Origin of the sequence: Methanosarcina sp. 1.H.T.1A.1, assembly GCF_000979295.1 — an archaeon.
Taxonomy (GTDB): domain Archaea; phylum Halobacteriota; class Methanosarcinia; order Methanosarcinales; family Methanosarcinaceae; genus Methanosarcina.
In genome coordinates, this window is record NZ_JJQY01000094.1 from 1 (window position 1) to 20,695 (window position 20,695).

Below are 20,695 nucleotides of genomic sequence, written 5' to 3' on the forward strand. Positions count from 1 at the left end.
TCGATGAAGCCCAAGTGCTATTATGCTCATAACTATACTTACCACCAGCAAAAAGGGTGGGTTCAGGATGGCACCTGAAACTAATCCTGCTATCAGGAAGTAGGCATGAAATCCGAGAGGCACAAGAAAGACAAATGCAGCCTTGAAGAATGGTGCGATTGTTGATGCTTCCTCTGTCTGCAATGCCTAAAGGTAGAAATAAATCGAACTCATGTAAAGGATTCCCGAAGCTGCTATGACTGCCATAGATTCATGGTCCAATGCAACTACGCCAGGCTGGAAAAACAGCGGTGTAAACAATACTGGTGTGTGAAGTTATTTAATTTTAAAAAACATGTATTCCAGAGAGGAAAATGGTAGACACTTCTATCTCATTGCTTCAAACAAATCCACAATTTTTAGCCCTGATTTTAATTCTGGCGCTGTGGGAGCTTTTTTGGAAGGGCATAGCTCTATGGAAGGCAGCACGAGAATCTCAGAGATACTGGTTTATCGCTATACTCATTTTGAATACGGTAGGCATTTTACCCATTCTTTATATTTTCTTATTTAAGGAAGGAAAAAAGGGAATATAAATCAAGAAGATCAAATTGCACATCTCACACCGATATTCAGAAAATTAGTTCAAAAGTAGATGGTAAAGTTTTGAGCCCCTATTCTCAAGTCCCTACCTGCGATCCAGCTCATCGATTAAGAGGAAACCCTATTACCCTTAATCCATACATCTTTATCAGTACTTTTTATGTCGTGTCAACACATTTATTTTTGTGACGACAAATTAAATAGCCTACACATAAGCCTTTAACAAAACCGATTAAACCGGCGCCCATAACAACACAAAAAGCTATTTTTGCAACTTTTTTGCACACTCTTTTAACCCCATCCATCGATACACCTCTATTATTTTAATTTTCGATTAAATTTTTCTTTATTCCACGTGTTCTAATATTATAATACTAAATGTGTAAGTACATTTTGTCATGCTTAGCATATTGTTGAGATCTGCTCGCCAACAAAAAATAAAACTTTATTTTAATTTAACTTGACTAAGCCGGTTGAGAGAGAAGTTTTACAAAATCGAAAAAGATGATTTTTTTGTACGCTTAAGTTTTCAAGTATCTTTAATAATAAAGTACAAAACCTAAATTGCTGATAATTCATCATTTCCAAAACCCCATAATAAAGGAAGTGTGAGAGATGAAATTAGAAGAACAAATCAGAATCAACTTAGAGAGCTTGAAGAATCTTAAGAAACACATTGATGAAAACACAATCATTATCGTGATACCACAAAAGATTTAAGAAATTATCTCTGTGAGGGTTTTATGGTAGAATCACCAATTTTTGAGATATTCGATGGATTGCCCAGACAGGGTCCGGGTAATAACAAGTGTACTGAAAAAGCCTTTAATTTGCTTTCTTCCCTTCCTGCAGGCACTAAGATCCTTGACATTGGTTGCGGTGTGGGTATGCAGACAATACATCTTGCGAAGATCTGCAACGACTGTCACATCACTGCAACTGACATTTACCAGCCTTTTCTGGATAAACTGATGGAAAATGCAGTTAAAGAAGGACTTGATGACAGGATTACCACGGTTTGTGCTTCCATGGATGACCTGCCTTTTGAAGCAGGAGAATTCGACGTCATCTGGTCAGAGGGCTCTATCTTTGTCATTGGTTTTGAAAAAGGACTTAGCTACTGGAAACAGTTTCTGAAAGATGAGGGTTATATAGCACTGACAGAAAGCACATGGTTCACGGATGAACCTTCTTCGGAAGTGCTTCAATTCTGGCAGGGCTGTTATCCTGATATCAAGAGCATACCTGACACTGAAAAAGTTATCATGGCAGTAGGATATGATCTCATTGACCGCTTTAAACTGCCAGCTTCTACCTGGTACGATTTTTACTCCCATCTGGAAAAAAGAGTTGAGGACATCAGTGATAACTATAAAGGAAACACCGATGCAGAAACGATACTTAGTTTTAACAGAAAAGAGATAAAGATCTTCAGAGAATACCCAGATGAATATGGTTATACGTTCTTCATTTTACAGAAGAACACAAATAAATGATCTGCTACTGATGAACAATTAAATGATCCAGAAACTCAAAAAACGCAACGCTATTGTAAGGAATTTCCACAACCGTTATTTTCAAAAGTTGTTTTAATGATTACTTTTTTAAGGAGTTGCCCTACTCAAAAAGTCAATTTTCTGTTTTAAGATGTTTGTCTGAAAAAATATTATTATAGGAGTCTCACCATGGAGATTCAAAATATTCCTAAATCCAATTCATTGGTTATCGGTTAAGGAAATCTCTTGCCTGAAGACTCTCGATTTTAGAGAAAAAATAGTCTCAAATTTCGAACACCTAAACTAAAATCGATACCATGTTCCAACTTCATATCAAAGCAAATTATTGGTAACTGTTGCAAAGATAGAGGCAATTATCACGATTCTTCACTTAACCGAAGACGCATGAACCTCATTTAGATGATTTCGACCTTGGAGATTTTAGGGAAATTCGGAATTCCCAATTTAATTTATTTTTATTTACAGGTGAGAAATTACATCTGACCATCGCTTCTTTAAACTGCTTATTTGTGATAAAGAAACCATCTGGTGCTTGTTCAAAGAGAATTTTAAGTGCATAACTAGTGTAATTTTTATTTGGTGTTTTTTGTGGGACTATATTTAACATTATCCAATTATTCAGGGTTTTATTTTCAATGTCGGTTAATTCGTATTCACTCATTTTACTCACTCCTATCTTTCATAATTTGTCAATAAATTACCACTGAGCTATGCCTTGATTTCCTTTACCTGTGACCCATACATTTGTTAAAAGACTTAAACTAATTCCTACAATGATACCCTATAAAAACAATAAGATCTCCATCTGAAACATCTATTTGAGACACACTTACACCAAATGTGCTTTTAGTTTTTCTTCATGAAATAGGTTTAGGTTTCCTGTCGGCATGTACACTTTTGTATATTTAAATTATTTTCCTTTATTATGGGGTTCAGGTCGTTGAGTTTACACAGAGATCACAGATAAAGCCAACCTGGGAGCACCATAGGTACGAGCCAATTATAGCCTGATGGTGACAGGAACAGAGGGAGAGGGGGATGATCTACCCCTCAAATATTGTCTCATTCCACAGGTATCAATGAAAGTATCAATGCAATATACTCCTCATCCTTTCCACTTATTTACTCTATCCAGAACATGAGCATTGAGAGTAAACGGCTTATCCGACCTGGCATTCTGCTTCATATAATGCAAAGTACCAATGCAAAGTACCTTTAGAAAACCCTGTTTTCTTCCAGTCAGAATAAGAAATATCAAGAATCTTTTGCCTAATTTCATGGGAATCGACCCTCTGACCCCCCAAATTCAGGGTTAATAAAATCAAGTTCTTTGGTTTTCCCTGTCAGGTAACGGGCTAACCCCCTGACCTTTAAGAGCAGGGTAGGCCCCCAGGTGGTCTGTTTATCTCCATAACCCATACTATGATTCATCCTGCTAGAAAACTCGTGACCGAATCACAGGAAATAAGTATATAGTAATGGAACAGTAATCAAAAAAGAAGACTACGGGATATAAAGTAAATTTTATTAAATAGTAGATGCATCTCCCTATTTACAGCATGGAGGTGGCTAAAAATAATCCCTGCAAATAAAAGAATCACCTATCTGTTAGTCTTACTAACATTCGTTGTTATCATAGGCTTACTCTCGTTCACATATTCTCAGATTACCGATGGTTATTGTACGGACACCATACCTCCAGGCAATATCATTGCTATCTATCAGGCAGACTACACATATGGGGACCTTAATGCAGTTTATGCAAGAGGTGCCGGATTGGATATCGATTCCGAGAACTATGACCGGATGATAACCTACAAAGACATACCTGATATTGTTTCAATGGATGGGGTTGAAAATGTAATTCTTTACGATAACAGTTATTTTGATACCCTTTATAAGACTGCAAACGAAGATAGATTACCGGGTAAATTGAATCTCATTGCAGTGCCTGAATCTATAGCACAGGACTATCTTCATCAGACTGATATCCCCTACGGTACAGAATATCTGGAAGAAGGCAGACTTCCTCTGGACAACGCCCATGAAATTACAATTTCAAAGAAATTGCTGGAAAAGCACTTTGCATATACCAATGAAACGCTGACCCGGGCAATCGGCAGCAGGGTTAACTATGACAATGAAACCTATACCATCGTAGGTATCATAAACAGCTATGATAGCAGGGTTAACTATGAAAATGAAACCTATACCACCGTAGACATAAATGATATTTATTACAATGATATTTGTTACATCTCCTTTGACGCAAAAAGAAACTATGGACTCTATCAGTATGATGCGGACACTTTTGATGAATTTGTAACCAGAAATATCGACAATAAGAAAACGAATGATTATTCTTATCCGGAATATGCAAATGAAATCTTTATCTTTACAGCGGATGGCTCAGAAAAACCGATATTGGATAAGCTATTTCAAGAATATCCTGCCGAAAATTACATTTCCAGCGAATATGTTTCGGTATGGAAAAAGACATTTAACGAAAGTGTTCTGCGAGAAATAATCATCATCAATAGAAAAATAATCATCATCAATGGTATTGTTGTTGTTTTGCTAGTCGTTATCCTGCTGCTCTTAAACAAAAAGCCCGTTTCAAAAGTATAGATATGACTTTGTACAAAATCTGTATAATAGGTTCAGAAGTGGTGCAATGTAACATCCTGAAGAGGAGAATAAATCACATAGAGAAAGAACAGAGGAGAAAATAGATGAAAAAAAACAATGACAAACCAGATACTCTAACAGCCGGATTATACATAACAGGCTTCATAATATGCGGATATTTTATTATAAAAACCATTTTGACATTATAAGCTGCTTTCCTCACATGCACACATTTGAGGCATTTGACATTCTTCTGTGCCTGAGTACGGAATCCGGAGTAGATTCAGAAAAGCAATTATCTGAGATCCCAACATTTTTTAGGTTGAGGATCTATTGTATCAGCAGAGTTCTTCTTTTACGAGTTCATCTTCTGCTCTTACGAGTTCATCACAGTTCTTCTCTTACGACAATTATTTTCAACAAATAAAAAGCCAAAACGAACCCTATTACCACTCCCAGGATTTCAATTGAGTGACTTTGCAAGAATTCAAGATGAAAGGATTTTTCCAACATTTCCATTAAATGTTCAAGTCCAATGTAATCCATGGAATTTCTGGGAAAACTCCATCCAAAGAGGGGCCAGAAGAAAGTTAGAGGATTTAACACCATCTGATCTTCAAAAAGGTGAAAAAAAGTGCCCGAAGTAAGAGAAAGGCCCCTGATATCTCTTCTTTTTTCGTACATATATAAACCTATCAGAAAGAGAAGAAGAGAGAACAAAAGGGTATGGCATATAATGCGTCCGCTTGCAAAAGTTGAAGCAAAGATTACTTCACCTATCGGCTTGTCTATTAAATCGGGCAGAATAGCTCCGATTGCCAGATATCGTGGATCTATGATAGTCCTTAATCGGGGTATAAAAATCCCCAGCCCAAAAAATATCCCGAGCGTAATGCCCAGGTGTCCAAAGAGAAGCATCGGAAACCTGACTGTCCTTTTCTATTTAAACAATGATTGTTTGTATATAAATCTTTATTTGAAAAAAGTCCAATATAGGACCTTCAAAAATAAAGAAAATTTGAACTCAAATTATAAAAATCTGCAAATTATACAAGTCTGCAAATTATAAAAATCTGGCAGTTTTTAAAAAGGAATTCCCCATAGAGGGTACCATTTTTCCACATTTTTTTCTACAGGCATTTCCCTTTCCATTGCGGTTCTGAGCCTGAATTCAAAGGGACTGTCCCTCTGCCTGCTGGAAAGCGGAATGAAAGGATAGTAAGTTCCCTGTTTAAAATTGTAGATCCAGTAAACTGCTTTTCCACCGCCAGTCTTTCGCCCGGCTTTTCCTTCGTGTCCGGCTGTCCCGGCTTCAGGCTCGCTGTCAAACCTGTAAATGGCACAGAGGATCTGCTCGCCAAAACCGCGGTCTTCAAGGGTCTGGCTTACAAGGTGGATACTTGCAACAAGGTCTTCGAAATCAGGGTCCTTGAAAATAGCCCAGAGGAAGTTGAACTCATCTTTTTCCAGCCTGAACTCCGTTTCAGTCTCCTTTGAGCTGTACTCCAGAAGCTCTTCGATCTCCTGGCGGGCGGATTCATAAGCTGTAGCTCCTATCGGTTTAAAACAAATCCCCGCTGCCCCTGAAGGTTTAAGGCCCATATTGCTCTCCAGAGTAATGCTGGCTGTGGAGATTGCAAAGAGCTTGTCACTTTTTGCTTTCGGAAGCCTGCTCCGTCCCATGACTGCATCCATAAAATCCCGCAAACCCATTTTAACCTATCTCCTCTTGAAAAACTCTTCTTCAGCTCTGCCTTATTTAACTCATTTCCTTCTGCATCTTTTCAAGCTGGGCTAACCTTTTTTCCACAGACGGATGAGTGGAAAAGATATCCATAAACGAAGAACCTGAAATTGCGGGGATAATGAAGAAGGCATTCATTCCCTCTACTTTTCGGAGGTCCTCGCTCGGCACTCTTTCCATTAGCCCGCTTATCTTCATAAGGGCAGAGGCAAGATTTGCAGGCTGGCCGGTAATGATTGCCGACCCCCTGTCTGCAGAAAATTCTCTGTAGCGGGAAAGGGCGCGGATCAGCAGGAAGCTGACGACCCATACTGCAATTGAAACTAACCAGACAAGTATAATACCTCCACCTTCCCGCCGCCTATCTCCTCCCATATTTCCGAAGTAAAGGCTGTAGCGGACAATGTAGAAAGCCACTGTTGAGATGAAACTGGCAATCGTCAGGACAGCCATGTCCCTGTTCTTTACATGGCTCAGTTCATGGGCAAGCACTGCCTCAAGTTCGGCTGGAGAGAGCTTGTCCATAATCCCTGTCGTGACTGCAACAACAGCTTTACTCGGGCTCCTGCCTGTGGCAAAAGCATTTGGAACCCGCGTCTGGACAATTGCTACCTGCGGTTTGGGGAGATCGGCTATTGCACACAGCCTGGTGACCATGTCATGCAGCTTCGGTTCTTCGCTTTCAGAGACGATGTTTGCTCCTGTTGTCCAGAGCACCATTTTGTCCGAGTAGAAGTACTGGATGCCCATGAAAAGCCCGATAAATAAAACCATGAAAATCTGAGACGTTCCATAGTAAGAAAGAAATGCCAGGAAAAAGAGATAAACTGCTGCCAGAAGAAACATCGTGAAAAGCATTCGTCCCTGAAGTCCTAAGTCCCGTTCCCATTTTCTTTTCATATGTTATTTCGCCTATCCTGATATTAAGATGATAGATTATATTAAGATGATAAATTATTATAGTCTTTAAATTACTATAATCTTTAGATTATTATAGTATTATTCCACAATTAAATGACAATTAAGTGAAATCAGGTTAAATGAGAATTAAGTCCAGACTAAATAATTAAGTTGATTTGCTACTTAAGTACACATTAAATGAACTTTGAACTTATAGGTGAATTACATGTAGATAAAATACACCTGAATAAAGCTATAAAGACGGATAAATATTCTCATTGACTAAAGCCTATTTTGTTTTTTCATTTATTAACTCTCTTTCGTGAAGATCCAAATAATTTAAATACAATCAATTCATTCTGGTTAGAAATCAAACCATATAAAATCAAACAAATAATTAAGTAAAACACTCACACAAAACATTTTGTGTTGACTTTCACATCTTATTTGCAGAAATTTCCAGATAGAATATTCCTGCTTTCCGTAGAAGGCTACAAAAATGCCATCTATTTTCTCAATCAGACAGTATTTTAAAAACGCACCTTCTTCCTGAGATATTTCGCGGAATTCCTCCTGAACCTGTGCAGTTCAGGATTTTTTTGAAAGAAAACTCATTAACTCAATCTTTCCATAAAAAACATATCAGGTCCTGTCATGCAAAACATACTCTCAGTCAAATCTCTTACAAAGAAATTCGATGATTTTACGGCTGTAAAAGACATCAGTTTTGATGTTGAAACAGGTTCGATCTTTGCTTTTCTGGGTCCAAACGGTGCAGGCAAGTCAACGACCATCAAAATGCTCACAACAGTCCTGAAGCCCACGTCAGGGGAAATAAGCATCAATGGGTTCAATGTGCTTAAAGAACAGGACAGGGCCCGGGCATCTTTCGGGATAGTCTTTCAGGACCACAGCCTTGACGAAGAGCTTACTGCTTACGAAAATATGGTCTACCACGCAGTCGTCTACAAAGTGCTTAAAAAAGAAAGAGCAGAACGAATCCAGAAAGCCCTGGAGATTGTCGGGCTCTGGGACAGGCGGGAAGATTACGTTAAAAAGTTTTCAGGTGGGATGAAGCGCAGGCTTGAGATTGCCCGAGCGCTTGTCCATTACCCGAAAATTCTTTTCCTTGATGAACCCACCGTGGGGCTTGACCCCCAGACCCGAAACTCCATCTGGACCCATATCAAAAACCTGAACGAAGAAAGAAAAATGACGATTTTCCTGACCACACACTATATGGAAGAAGCCGAGGCGATTGCGGACCAGATCGCAATCATTGACCACGGAAAAATAATAGAATCCGGCACAGTTGAAGAAATTAGGAAACGGACAGAAACCGAATCCTTAGAAGAAGCTTTTCTGAAGCTGACAGGCAGGGATATCCGTGATGAGAATAATGAAACTGCAAATAAAATGAGAATGATTCGAGGCATGGGAAGGAGGAACAGGCATTGATCGAGGTAATCTACATCCTCTGGCTCAGACAGCTCAAACATTACTGGCGCTCGAAAGCCAGGCTGCTGGGGTCTCTCGGACAGCCGCTCCTCTTCATGATCACTTTCGGGTTCGGGTTCGGCCCCATGTATACCAGAGCCAGTGGAGGGGCAAACTACATGGATTTCCTTGCCCCGGGAATAGTTTCCATGGCAATTCTCTTTACGGCTATCTTTTCAGGCCTGGAGGTCATCTGGGACAGGCAGTTCGGTTTTCTTAAAGAGACCCTTGTAGCGCCGATTTCAAGGACCGAAATCATGGTCGGGAAAACCCTTGGGGGCGCAACCATAGCCATGATCCAGGGCTTGATCGTGCTGAGCCTGACCTATGTGCTGGGGTTCAGGATTCCCAGCTTCGCCAGCCTTGGGCTGGGGTTAATTTTCATGTCCCTGATAGCCATCTTCTTTACAGGCCTCGGCCTTGCCATAGCCTCAAAAATGAAAGATATGCATGGTTTCCAGTTGATCATGAACTTCCTGATCATGCCCATCTTCTTCCTGTCCGGCGCCCTCTTCCCTCTGGAAAACCTGCCCCCTGCAATTTACTTTATAAGCAGGATCGACCCCCTTACCTACGGCGTTGACGGTCTGAGGGGTGCCATTGCCGGGATGAGCACTTTTGGCATATATAACGACCTGGCAGTGATAGGTGCATTGTCCATACTTGTCTGTGCGATCGGAGCATTGCTGTTTTCGAAGCTTGAGGCGTGACGGGAATGTCAGATGTTGTTGAGTTTTTAGCCCTGGGAGCGTTTCTCGGCCTTGCTGCAGGGACGTCTCCGGGTCCTCTCCTGGCTATAACTATTTCTGAAACTCTGCAACACGGCAAGTGGGAAGGAATAAAGGTTGCAATATCCCCTTTGATTACAGACCTGCCAATAATTTTATCCGTACTGTTTGTTCTCTCACATTTGACAGGTTATAATTCAATTATCGGAATCATTGCTCTTCTTGGGGCATCATATCTGATTCATTCAGGAATCGAATCGCTGAAAATCAAAAAGGACAGCGTTGAATTAAATTTAGAAAAGAAAGATGCCCTTAAAAAAGGAGTTATTGTCAACTTCGGGAACCCGCACCCATATATATTCTGGATCTCCATAGGCGGGCCATTAATTTTGAAGAGTTTAAACACCCATATCTGGGCTACAATCTTATTCATAGCTGGTTTCTACAGCCTGCTTGTAGGCTCAAAAGTGATCGTTGCCTTAATTGTAGAGAAATCAAAATCTTTTATTAACAGTAAATATTACTTTTCTATCATCCGTGTTCTGGGAATTGCACAGATTGTTTTTGGATTGACTTTCATCAAAGTGGGCCTGGATTCATTGAACATCGTCTGATATTTTTATTTACTAGCCGCACACCCGAATTTCACTTCCCGAATTGCGACTCGGGAGCCTACAGTCCTTTTCGCTGCGCTCAAGAGGGCTAATCTATGGGTTTTAGCAGTGAGCTTCGCTCGCTCAAGCGGACTAATTATGGGTAAATAACTTTTTTCGCTTCACTCAAGAAAACTAAATTACGGTTTCTCTTACCTGTGCAACGTCATTCGCCACACAGTGTCGTTTTTGCCACGCTCGACGCAGGAGAGCGGCCTTCCCAAAAAATACAAAAGAGAAGAAGAACAAGAGAAAGAGCCACAAAGCAACCACAAACTAAGAACAACAGAAAAAACCGGTAAGGATGCAAATATAGAAATCTCAAAAACAATCCTCCCTTGAAATCAACACCTTATTCAACACCTTCATGCAGAAAGCCTTCACAAGGGAACTGGGCTCATAAAAATGAAGTTTTGAGAAAACTGAATCTCACAGGTGATAAAATTTGATAGAACTGAATGCAGAAAATGTCTACAATTACCTTATTACCATCGCAAACAGCTCGAAAAATACAATAAGATACAAAGAAATGGAAGAAATATGTGGGCTTGAGCATAACCCAAAAAATTTGCAGCAACTTACAGATGTATTAAACCTTATAGTTGTATACAACAAACTGAAAGGCGAACCTTTCCTGACTGCACTTGTTATAAATAAACACGGAATGCCCGGTGATGGATTTATTAGAACACTGAATTTTGTTAATGTTGATGTGGGCGACAAAATTGCTTTTTTCGTAAAAGAGATCCAGAGGATCAGAAATCATAAATGGGAAAAATGGAACTGGAATATAACTAACTGACTTTTCAATCCATGTTTACTTAAAACGAAATCCTCACATGAGACTCCCACCCGATAAAAGTAAAAAATAAACGCCCTCATACAGAAAGTCTTCACAGGGGAACTGGTCTCATAAAAATACGATTTCACAGAAAGATTGAGAGCTTCAAGGTTTAAAAACTCGTTATTCAGACTTCAAGGCTCTTTTTCAAGGCTCTTTTTCAAGGCTCTTTTTCAAGGCTCTTTTTCAAGGCTCTTTTTTAAGGCTCTTTTTCGAAAGGCCGGTCGCCTGCGACCGGTGAGAGTGTGGGATAATTCAAGAGCTGGTCCCAAACCCCCTTCATTATTTTATAACTAAGCAATCAATTTCAGCCTACTCGGAAAAATGAAGGTTTTATACATTGTTAACAGGACTACATGGTTTTTGAGATATAAGCTGTCAAATTGGTTCCAGTTACTTTTTGATCACTTTCTCTTCTTTTCACACCTTTTTAGCGATGATAAATACGACCAGTTCCGGGAACGTTCACGAAGCGGGCCCGGACAACCAAAAAATAAAAAATGATATTTGGAATTTCATTTTTTATTCGTCAGTGTCCTCTTCTTCAGTGTCCTCTTCGTCGGCATCCTCTTCAGCCAGTTTCCTGTATATTTCTTTTGATTTTGCGGTGTAATCCTCTGCTTCCTCATTCCTGCCCAGTTTCGAGAGCAATTTTGCATACTTTTCAAATGTTTCCGCCTGGTTTATCATATATAGAGGGTTGTCCGGCTCTTCCTCAAGGAGAGCTACATTTATAGCCAGGGCTTTTCCAAAAGCCTGTTTTGACTTATCATATTCCCCGATAAGAGAATACACTTTCCCGGCATCGGCATAATTGATTCCTGCTTTTTCCCGGGTATCAGGATTTTCGGGGTCTGATTCGAGAAGTTTTTCCACAATAGGAAGCAGAGAATCAAAGATTTTAGCCGCGGCCTCAAAATTTTCCAGGGCTTGTTGCAGATTTCCACTCTGGTAGAGAGCTTCGCAGATGAAATGATAGTTTTCCGGATCTTCCGGGTCTTTTTCATACAGGCTTTCAAAGAATTCGAGGGCAAGGTCCAGAGACTCTTCTGCAGCATCATATTTTTTGGAACTGATTAAGTCTACCCCACGGAACTGGACATCAACAGCCAATATTTTTCGTACGGGAAACTGGAGGTTTTCATCGTGCAATACTCTGGAGTAAAGTTCCGTGGCTTTTGAATATTGTTCTCTCTCCAGTTCCGTTTCTCCTACCTCCCCATAAAAGGACCCCAGCTGATACAGGAAATTTGTAAGGCCCTTTATATCCAGCCAGGTCCCGGGCTTATCCCTGACTACCTGCTCCTTGATATTAACAATGCGCCGGTAAAATGGAATGGCATCTCCGTACCTTTCCTGGGCTGCAAATGAATCTCCAAGATTACGCAATGTCCCGACGAGGGCTTCTCGACAGGTTTCATCATCAGGATACAGTCCAGATGCTTTTTCATTTAGGTTGAGGGCTTTTTCGTAGTACTCCCGCGCCGTTTCGAGTTCTGCATCTTCAGGCACCATATCTTCAGGTACTATATCTTCAGGCCCCACTTTCGCATACAGGTCCCCAAGAGTATTGAGAACGTCGGCAATACCCATCTCAAACTCGGTTTCCCCCGGGTTTCCGGAAAGCAGCATTTCGTATCCTTCAATTGCCTTCTCATAGTATTGTTTTGCCGTTTCCAGATCCTCTGCCTCGGCATAGAGACTCCCGACCTGCATTAAGGTGTCGATAATATCCAGTTTGAGGTCCTCGTCCTTCGGGTCTTTTTCGAAGAGGGGCTCATAGATTTCAATTTTATGCATATAGCATTTTTTTGCGTTCTCCACACGATTTATTTTTGCAAAAAGCTTCCCAAGATTTTCAAAAGTTTTTGCAAGTTCAAATTGATAATCCAGGTTATCCGGGAATTTCCCATTCATATTTTCAAAGTTTTTGAGCACCTTTTCATAGTAATAATTTGCTTTTTCGGGATCTTCTGCCCCGGAATAATGGAGTCCAAGTTCTTCGTAAATTTTACCCCTGTTTACAAGAAATGCAGTGTCTTCAGGATTTTTACGTAAGTTGTCTTCTACTATTGAAATGGCCTGCTGGTAAGTTTCATCCATTTTTTCAAGGTACCCCTGTCTTGAATAGAGTTCTCCAAAATACCCATAGGAGAAAATAAGATAATGAAGTGCAAGCTCGTTATCAGGATCTTTTTCAAGAAGGTTTCTGTAAATTCCCTGTAGCTGTTCGTAGATCTTTTTCGCATCTTCAAAAAGCTCATCTTCCAGAAACTCTTCTCCAAGCTTCTTCACAAATGAATCCAACCGCTCTAAAATTTCCGGATTTTCGGGCTGGATATTTAATATTTTCTTGAAAGTTTTCAGGGTACTGTTGACAAGCGGGATTCGCTTTTCAGATTGACCAACAATTAAAAAATAGCCCCTGAAACTCACCAGTGTTTTTAAATAATTCAACAAATACTCAGGATTTTCAGGCTGCTCCGCAATCAGCTTTTCATATACATCAAATATCCCATCAAAATATTTATTCGTGCGTTCATAAGACTCCTCTGCTTCCGAAACACTATCTATTTCTTTAAGAGTATTTCCAATGAGACCAATGGAATTATAAAGAGATTTCTGAGAGGAAGAATCCTGAGACTCATTTAAAAAAAGGCGTGACGAAATCTCCAGAGCTTTTTCATAAAGCGCCAGCGCTTCATATGGCTTATCCGTGGCATCCATAACCTCTCCTTTATGTAGCAGGACACAGCACAAAAGATCCGGACTTTTTGCCTTTTCCGCCAGCTTTTCAGCCATATTAAGCTTCTCAAGGGTCTTTTCATACTTCCCCTTTTCAAAAAAAGAGGTGGCGTTCATCAATTCCCGAACTGTTAAATCTATAAGCCGCCTGGACATGAAGGGATCTTGGAACTCAGAGTATTAGAATTAAGCGTCTCTTCCAGAAGTTCCCGGCAAAAACAGTAAACTTCCTGACCTCTCAGGTAATAGGCACTCGGCATAAATGAACATCTTATCCTTTCATCATTTCCCATCTACAAGAAGCCATTTCCGGATAGGCACGAAAATTCAGAGCGTTTTTTAAGATACCAATGGCAGGTGAGAGTGCGGGATTTTTAAAGCTGGAAATAATCGGCAGCATCGGGACTAAAACAGGCATGAAATAGGGATATGGAAGAATTGGGATATGGAAGAATTGGAATATGAAGAATTGGGATATGAAGAATTAGGATTTAAAATGAGAAAGAGTTAATAAGGAATTAATGTACTAGAAAAGCCTTTTAGAATCTTTTAAAGTGATCCATAAGGTCTGGTCCAATTTTATGTAATTTAGTTCTGTACTCAGTTAATTTATTACTTATTTAAGTCATTACTCACTTAAGTTACCTTAGTCAAGTTACTACTTATTTAAGTTACGTGTCTTCTTTGTACGTCTTCTTCATACATCAGGGACTGACCCTATGGACCAATAATAATTATGTAGTTAAAGGTATAAAAAAACAACGATCGGAAACTTGTTTTTTAGCGGTACTGTGATTTAAAAGCCCGGAAAAACGGGAAAAAGGAAAAAAGGAAAAAAGGAAAAAAAGGAAAAAGGAGCTACAAAATTACAGTCTTTCCTTGTTTTCCGTGTTTTCCGGGTGAGCTCATCGTAAAACCGATTTTATTTTTCAGTCGCCTTTGCACGCTCTTCTTTGGTCATATTAGCAAGGCGTTCAACTTCTTTTATGTCAAGTCCGAGGCCCTTAGCCACCCGGGTTCCATAGTCGGGGTCAGCCTTGAAGAACAGAGCTTTCTGCCTTATTACCCGTAAAAGAGAAAAATGACTGTTTTCCAGATACTTTTTGGTCACTTTTTCCGATTTAAACAACTTTTTTGCTATGATAAAGACCACAAATGCGATAATAATGAAGGTTATTAATTCCCCCAGATAAGCTCCCCAGCTAAGTACTATTGGCCCGATTTCAAGCGTTGCTGTCCTCCAGGCCCCGCCAGGGATAAGGGTATGATAATCGGCATGATGATGTTATCCACAACTGTTTCCGAAGATAACAAGTAATAGGAGCAACAATACAAAGTAATGGGGGGATTGATCCAGATGCAAACCAAAGTTCTTGTGGCTTATGCTTCTAAGTATGGTTCAACGCAGGAAGTGGCCGAGGCAATTGCGGCTACATTACGCGAAAGTGGTCTTGCGGTAGATCTTGAGCCCATGAAAGAAGTAAAGACCCTTAATGAATACACTGCGGTTGTGCTGGGCGCGCCAATCTACATGCTCCACTGGCACAAGGAAGCAAAAAGTTTTCTTTCGCGGCATCGTGAAACCCTCACGAAGCTACCAGTGGCCATTTTTGCATTAGGCCCATTTCATGATGAAGAAGAGGAGTGGAAGGAAGTACGTGCCCAGCTCGATGAAGAGCTTGCGAAGTTCCCATGGCTTAGACCTATCGCTATAGAAATATTTGGCGGCAAGTTTGATGAGAAGAAGCTACGCTTCCCTGACAACATAATTGTCAGGCTGCCGGCAAGCCCCTTACACAATATGCCAGCAATAGACATCCGGGATTGGACGGTGATCCGTGCCTGGGCAAGTAACCTGGCCGCACAGTTTCAGCCTGCTTTGCCACACTAAAAAGAATTAAAAAAAGATTTGAAAATAGAAAAAAGATTTGAAAATAGAAGAGTGAATAAAGTGTTCGACTGAAAGAATTCAAACCTGGAATTCGAGTTCAAGCCCCACAGGACAGTGATCCGAACCTGTGATTTCAGGGTAAATCGGGGCAGCCTTTACATTTTCCCTGAGGTTTTCGCTGACGAAAAAATAATCCAGGCGCCAGCCAACGTTTCTTTCACGGGCCCGGGTCCTCATTGACCACCAGGAATAGTTTCTACCTTCGCTGTTGAACATGCGGAAGGTATCAAGATATCCGGCTTCAAGGAATTTATCCATCCAGGCTCTTTCTTCGGGGAGGAAGCCAGAAATAGTCTCGTTTTCTCTGGGGCGGGCAAGGTCGATTTCTCTGTGGGCTGTATTGACGTCCCCGCAGATGACAAGCTTTTTGCCTTCGGCTTTAAGGGCATTTGCGTAATCAAAAAAGGCGTCGTAAAAGGCCATTTTGTATTCCAGGCGTTCCTGGGAGGCTTTGCCATTTGGGAAATAGATGTTCATCAGGGTGAAATTATCATAATCAACTCTGAGAAAACGGCCTTCCCTATCAAACTCCTCAATTCCCATTCCGGTTTCGATGTTCAGGGGTTTTTCCTTTGAAAACGTCCCGACCCCACTGTAACCGCTTCGTTCCGCGGAAACAAAATAATTATAGTAACCGGGAATGTTTTTTACTTCTCGGGGGAGCTTTTCCAGGGAGGCTTTTGTTTCCTGGATGCAGATTACGTCGAATTTCTGATCCATCAGCAAATCCAGAAAGCCCTTTTTCATTGCAGCCCGGAGACCGTTCACGTTCCAGGAAATAAGGTTATAATGTTCCGGCATTTTTACCTCTTTATTTTTACCTATTTTATTCCATCTCTACTCTTTTTTACCTTTTCAGCTGGATTTTTCAGATCATATCGATATAAAGTTATTCAGGATTGAACATAAGGTCATAGAGCCGTAAAGAAGTCATTGATTCAGAAGTCATAGAGCCGTAAAGAAGTCATTGATTCAGAAGTCATAAAGCCGTAAAGAAGTCATTGATTCAGAAGTCATAAAGCCATAAAGAAGTAATTGATTCAGAAGTCATAGAGCCGTAAAGAAGTAATTGATTCAGAAGTCATAAAGCCATAAAGAAGTAATTGATTCAGAAGTCATAAAGCCATGGAATCATCTGATTTACTATGAAATTATCCGGAGTTTCAGTAAATAAAAGCTTCTTTAAACAGCTTCCTGCATAAACTGAGTGAAAAAAATAAAATAATACTTCTGATAATTATTATAAGTATATATTTAAGCATATCCTGAAGGCAGTTTCAAGAGCGTTGAATAATAAGTGAAATAAATAAGGAAGTCGTATGGATTTAATACGGATTATATGTGGAATGCTTGCAGTTGCACTTTTTTTGGGCATCCTTACCTGTGGGACTCAGGACGAACCGGCAGTAATTGCGGAAGAACTCGAAGATAAAGCCGTAGGCGACTCTCCCTCAGGAGTAAACGGAAAAGCTCTGGCTACAAGAGAAAACACAACAGGAGAACAGGCTGTCCTGGGACCTGCGCCGCCAGACTCTCTTATTCTTGCAAAAGGGGAGAGTAAAATGGCAGCTGAAAGGAGAAACATCGAAAATAAAGTAAGGGCTACAGTCAGACTTATTGAGGGACAGGGAGAAAAGCTCTTTCCTGCATTCAGAGAAGAAGATTCACCCTGGTACAATCATGACTTCTATATTTTTGTATGGACAATAAATGGGACTCAGTTAGTCTGTCCTCCGGACAGGGGGAGTGAAGGAGAGGACATGGGAAGGCTTCTGGACGCAGACGGCAAGCCCATAGGTGAGCTCTTCATAGAGACAGCCCTGAGCGAAAATGGTGAAGGCTGGATAGATCACAGCTGGCAGAAGCCAGGAAGTTCCGAGCCTTCCCGCAGGTTCACCTTCGTTAAAAAGGCTACCTTTGAAGGAAGATCTTACATAGTTGGTTCAAGCTTCTATGCGGATGACTATATCCTTTGCAGGAACCTTAGCGAATGCACGTATCTAGAAGAGCCTGGAAATATCCGTGTCGTGGAACTGCTGAACCCCGGAAATATTAATAGAAACCTTGACCTGAACTACAGCATAGCTCATTCGGTTATCGAGCCGGGAGAACATATAGCTCCCCACCTGATGAAAAATCCGGAAGTTCACTATATCCTTGAAGGGGAAGGTATCCTCTATATTGACGGAATCCCGGTTGAATTGTGTAAGGACCAGCTCATATACATCCCGGCAGGCGCGATTCAAACTACATACAACACCGGAAACACTACCCTCAAATTGCTTGCCATAAACCAACCCGGATGGTCAGAGAAAAACACTAAAGTTTTTGAATAAGAGTAAAGTTTTTGAATAAGAGTAAAGTTCTTGAATAAGAGTAAATCCCGATATCCATCGGGATAACCTTTAAAGGAACTCCGGGTCACTCTCGTATATAATGCACAGCCCCCAGCCGTCGAGGCTGCCTTCATTTCCTTCTTTTAGGTCTGCGACCTTCAGGGTCCAGACTCCTTTCATCTCTTTATTCACAGCAGGCAGCAGGAACTCGTCAGATTCGGTACTGAACGTTTTTTTGAGATATTTTCTGCCGTTTCCGGCTCTGTTATGCAGTACCAGTTCCTCCCCGGAAGGCATGACAAGTACGGCTTTCAGCTCTACTATCGAAGGATGGGTAATTTCCAGAGACACACCGAGGTTTACTATTTTTCCCCTTCTTTCTATCTCAATGAGACTTTCGATACCTTCCGGGTCATTATCTGGAACTTTGAGGAAGGGAAAAATCTCCCTTTTAAGTTCTTCCTTTTCTACCTTCTGCACCAGAAATTTAATTCCCCAGCTGTGGAAAAAACCTCTATTTTCCTTTGAAAGATCTGCAACCATAAGAGTCCATTTCCCCCAGACACGTTCTCCTATGCAATCCCTGAGGCCAGGAACTGAGCCCGAGTTATATGTTCTGAGAAGGCTCCTGTCCTTCCTGGCAAGCCGATCATGCAAGACAATGTGTTTTCCCACAGGTGTAAACAGTGTAATCCTGAGATCCCTGAGATAGGAGTGTTCGATATTTACACTGACACGGATGTCTTTTATAAGCCCGTCTTCCGGAACATAAATGGAACTCAGGACTCCTTCAGGGCTCAAATCCGGGATAGGGACCCCGGAAAAAACTTCCTTTTCAACAAGAAAACGGTCCATCATGTCTTCTGCAGGCTTTCCAAGACCAACTGCAGCCCAGGCATTTTTGATTGCAGCGTACTCGGATCCTTTTTCGCCATACAGCTGGCGGCAGGCGTTCAAGAGGGCATACCTGGCTTCCCGGAACGTCCACCTGCTAAGGGTCGCACTGCACAGGTATGCGGTAAGGGCGAGGTAATAGATCTTTTCGGCTTTAGCCCTGGAAATTCCTTTGACTTTTATCCCATAGTGGGTCCCACCCTCAATGGTCAGGTAAGCAGCCTTGTTAGGGATTCCACTGTTGTAATGAATATACCCGGCCTGATTCCTGTGAAGGTCAGGGATCTCTCCGGGAGCAAGCCGCATGTAATTGTCAATGTGGTCAGGCTGCCCGAACCTTGGAGGATCGGAAAGGTCCCTCAAGGCATCTCCTGCATGGAAAGGGGTGTAAACTCCTTCCCCGATTTCCCAGTTCGTTATCTTTTCTCCGTTTGAGATAAAAACTGCAAAAACATCTGCAAAGGACTCATCAAGAGCTCCGGCTTCTTCACTGTACACGAATCGGGCTGTCTGGGCAGCAACGGCATGGGTAAGTTCATGAGCTACGATGTCGAGTGCAAACGCCATGGGTCTCCAGCGAAAACCATCCCCGTCCCCGAAAACAAGCTGTTTGTGGTAGTCGCTCCAGAAAGAATTGTTGTAGTTCCGCTGAAAGTGAACCGTAGAAACGAGAGGAGAACCCCTGTTATCGTAGCTGTCCCTTCCGAAATTGTTTTTGTAGTAATCGTACACTATGCCCATATTTTCATGAGCTGCCCGGGCTACTTCATCCACAGCCATCTGATCTTCGGGCAGCAGTTCTCCGGGCAGGAATGCCTCGTTTTTCGCAGTGTAGGTCTTTCGAAAAATGGCGGACCGTATCTGGGAAAATTTGTAAAGCTGCTCGCCGGTATGGGCATCAATGAAATGGAACTTCCCTGCGAACCCTTCGGCAAATATGGACTCAATCTGCCACACCAGATGAAGCTTTTTCAGGTGGAGTTTTTTCATGGGAAGCTGAATTTCACCGTTCCGAAAAAGCATCAGCTTTGAACGGGGAACCACTACAGCTTGTTCTGAGCCAATATCCCGGAGAACAATTGCAATAGCTTCTTCTCTTTTGATTTTTGGCTCAAGGGCAACAGGTGCCTCTGTCACGCGAAAGTCCTTGTATGCGATGACCTCCCCTGCGGGGTTTATGTGGACCTGGACAGACCCTTCGAAAACCGGGATGCCTTTTATGTGCTGGAGGAAAATAACATGGTGAAATCCGGAAAAATCGGTCTCGGCAGTGAAAAGTTTTAGGCTCTCGTCAAGCTCGGGCTGCATGTCCAGAAGCTGCCTGTAGTCTTCCAGAAATTTTCTTGCTATTTCTTCGAGGCTTTTAACTGAGGGTCTTGAAAGAGTGCCCTTGATGAATTTCGGAATTTTCATCCCGGAATCCCAGAAAATTTCCGATTCAGGGTCTATTTCCTTTAATCTCTCGACAGCTTTGGTTTGCTTCTCATTGAGTCCCACAATATTTGCCACATATCTTATTTTCCTTCTCAGTATATTTTCTTTTCATCCTGAAGTAATTAGTGAACAACTTATCCTGAGCTTAGCGAACAACCTGTCTTGTTACGCTCTACACGGGAGAGAAGCCCTTCCCACGAAAAAAAGAAGAAAAAAATAGAAAAAGTGAATCTTTGAATATTTCT

Annotated in this window: 18 protein-coding genes and 2 pseudogenes; 9 read left to right on the forward strand and 11 right to left on the reverse strand. The window is 41.3% G+C overall.

From position 1 onward, the window contains the following. Positions 1 to 183: pseudogene (locus EO95_RS18250) on the reverse strand (hypothetical protein); the annotation flags it as partial. A 170-nt stretch (positions 184 to 353) separates the two neighbouring features. On the opposite strand from EO95_RS18250, the gene EO95_RS18755 reads away from it, so the two are divergent. Together EO95_RS18755 and EO95_RS09690 are read left to right on the forward strand one after the other, a co-directional pair. Next, positions 354 to 575 carry a DUF5652 family protein gene (locus EO95_RS18755; RefSeq protein WP_048134281.1) on the forward strand — a complete coding sequence of 74 codons (222 nt, stop codon included), beginning with the start codon at positions 354 to 356 and terminating at the stop codon, positions 573 to 575. 750 nt (positions 576 to 1,325) lie between these two features. Continuing rightward, positions 1,326 to 2,078 carry a cyclopropane-fatty-acyl-phospholipid synthase family protein gene (locus EO95_RS09690; protein WP_048134283.1) on the forward strand — a complete coding sequence of 251 codons (753 nt, stop codon included), beginning with the start codon at positions 1,326 to 1,328 and terminating at the stop codon, positions 2,076 to 2,078. 412 nt (positions 2,079 to 2,490) lie between these two features. Here the strand turns inward: EO95_RS09690 and EO95_RS09695 are convergent, their stop codons facing one another. Both EO95_RS09695 and EO95_RS17610 read right to left on the reverse strand, forming a co-directional pair. Continuing rightward, entirely contained in the window at positions 2,491 to 2,760 is a 270-nt protein-coding gene (locus EO95_RS09695; RefSeq protein WP_048134285.1) for a hypothetical protein, read from the reverse strand. A gap of 614 nt (positions 2,761 to 3,374) precedes the next feature. After that, entirely contained in the window at positions 3,375 to 3,518 is a 144-nt protein-coding gene (locus tag EO95_RS17610) for a hypothetical protein (protein WP_156164032.1), read from the reverse strand. 186 nt (positions 3,519 to 3,704) lie between these two features. Here EO95_RS17610 and EO95_RS09700 point away from each other — a divergent pair, with 186 nt between their 5' ends. Further along, complete coding sequence (locus EO95_RS09700) at positions 3,705 to 4,727, forward strand: ABC transporter permease (RefSeq protein ID WP_327037151.1); 1,023 nt, start codon at positions 3,705 to 3,707, stop codon at positions 4,725 to 4,727. 387 nt (positions 4,728 to 5,114) lie between these two features. On the opposite strand, the gene EO95_RS09705 is transcribed toward EO95_RS09700, so the two are convergent. From EO95_RS09705 to htpX, 3 genes are all read right to left on the reverse strand, one after another. Beyond that, positions 5,115 to 5,645, reverse strand: a complete 531-nt coding sequence (locus EO95_RS09705; protein ID WP_048134289.1) for a metal-dependent hydrolase — start codon at positions 5,643 to 5,645, stop codon at positions 5,115 to 5,117. Positions 5,646 to 5,810: 165 nt separating this feature from the next. Then, positions 5,811 to 6,440, reverse strand: coding sequence for a hypothetical protein (locus EO95_RS09710; protein WP_048134291.1), 630 nt, complete (start codon positions 6,438 to 6,440; stop codon positions 5,811 to 5,813). 46 nt (positions 6,441 to 6,486) lie between these two features. Further along, positions 6,487 to 7,371, reverse strand: coding sequence for a zinc metalloprotease HtpX (htpX, locus tag EO95_RS09715; RefSeq protein WP_048134293.1), 885 nt, complete (start codon positions 7,369 to 7,371; stop codon positions 6,487 to 6,489). 654 nt (positions 7,372 to 8,025) lie between these two features. On the opposite strand from htpX, the gene EO95_RS09720 reads away from it, so the two are divergent. The 4 genes from EO95_RS09720 (at position 8,026) to EO95_RS09735 (ending at position 11,051) form a co-directional block, all read left to right on the forward strand. After that, complete coding sequence (locus EO95_RS09720) at positions 8,026 to 8,829, forward strand: ABC transporter ATP-binding protein (RefSeq protein ID WP_048134295.1); 804 nt, start codon at positions 8,026 to 8,028, stop codon at positions 8,827 to 8,829. Then, a complete protein-coding gene (locus EO95_RS09725) occupies positions 8,826 to 9,578 on the forward strand; it encodes an ABC transporter permease (protein ID WP_048134297.1) in 753 nt (250 codons plus the stop codon). The genes EO95_RS09720 and EO95_RS09725 overlap by 4 nt, the downstream gene beginning before the upstream one ends. Before the next feature lie 5 nt (positions 9,579 to 9,583). Beyond that, positions 9,584 to 10,210 carry a LysE family transporter gene (locus EO95_RS09730; protein WP_048134300.1) on the forward strand — a complete coding sequence of 209 codons (627 nt, stop codon included), beginning with the start codon at positions 9,584 to 9,586 and terminating at the stop codon, positions 10,208 to 10,210. 484 nt (positions 10,211 to 10,694) lie between these two features. Then, complete coding sequence (locus EO95_RS09735) at positions 10,695 to 11,051, forward strand: hypothetical protein (protein WP_048134302.1); 357 nt, start codon at positions 10,695 to 10,697, stop codon at positions 11,049 to 11,051. A gap of 561 nt (positions 11,052 to 11,612) precedes the next feature. Here the strand turns inward: EO95_RS09735 and EO95_RS09740 are convergent. From EO95_RS09740 to EO95_RS18580, 3 genes and pseudogenes are all read right to left on the reverse strand, one after another. Beyond that, complete coding sequence (locus tag EO95_RS09740; protein WP_048134304.1) at positions 11,613 to 13,952, reverse strand: hypothetical protein; 2,340 nt, start codon at positions 13,950 to 13,952, stop codon at positions 11,613 to 11,615. A gap of 805 nt (positions 13,953 to 14,757) precedes the next feature. Then, a complete protein-coding gene (locus EO95_RS18255; protein WP_235282955.1) occupies positions 14,758 to 14,946 on the reverse strand; it encodes a hypothetical protein in 189 nt (62 codons plus the stop codon). Positions 14,947 to 14,949: 3 nt separating this feature from the next. After that, positions 14,950 to 15,093 (reverse strand): annotated as a pseudogene (locus EO95_RS18580) (large conductance mechanosensitive channel protein MscL); the annotation flags it as partial. 99 nt (positions 15,094 to 15,192) lie between these two features. Here EO95_RS18580 and EO95_RS09750 point away from each other — a divergent pair. Then, a complete protein-coding gene (locus tag EO95_RS09750) occupies positions 15,193 to 15,726 on the forward strand; it encodes a flavodoxin domain-containing protein (RefSeq protein WP_048134330.1) in 534 nt (177 codons plus the stop codon). 78 nt (positions 15,727 to 15,804) lie between these two features. Here the strand turns inward: EO95_RS09750 and EO95_RS09755 are convergent, their stop codons facing one another. Beyond that, positions 15,805 to 16,587, reverse strand: coding sequence for an exodeoxyribonuclease III (locus tag EO95_RS09755; protein ID WP_048134308.1), 783 nt, complete (start codon positions 16,585 to 16,587; stop codon positions 15,805 to 15,807). Positions 16,588 to 17,105: 518 nt separating this feature from the next. Here EO95_RS09755 and EO95_RS09760 point away from each other — a divergent pair. Continuing rightward, complete coding sequence (locus EO95_RS09760; RefSeq protein WP_048134310.1) at positions 17,106 to 18,122, forward strand: cache domain-containing protein; 1,017 nt, start codon at positions 17,106 to 17,108, stop codon at positions 18,120 to 18,122. Positions 18,123 to 18,191: 69 nt separating this feature from the next. Here the strand turns inward: EO95_RS09760 and EO95_RS16770 are convergent, their stop codons facing one another. Beyond that, a complete protein-coding gene (locus EO95_RS16770; RefSeq protein WP_052733559.1) occupies positions 18,192 to 20,525 on the reverse strand; it encodes a M4 family metallopeptidase in 2,334 nt (777 codons plus the stop codon). Positions 20,526 to 20,695 lie beyond the last annotated feature (170 nt).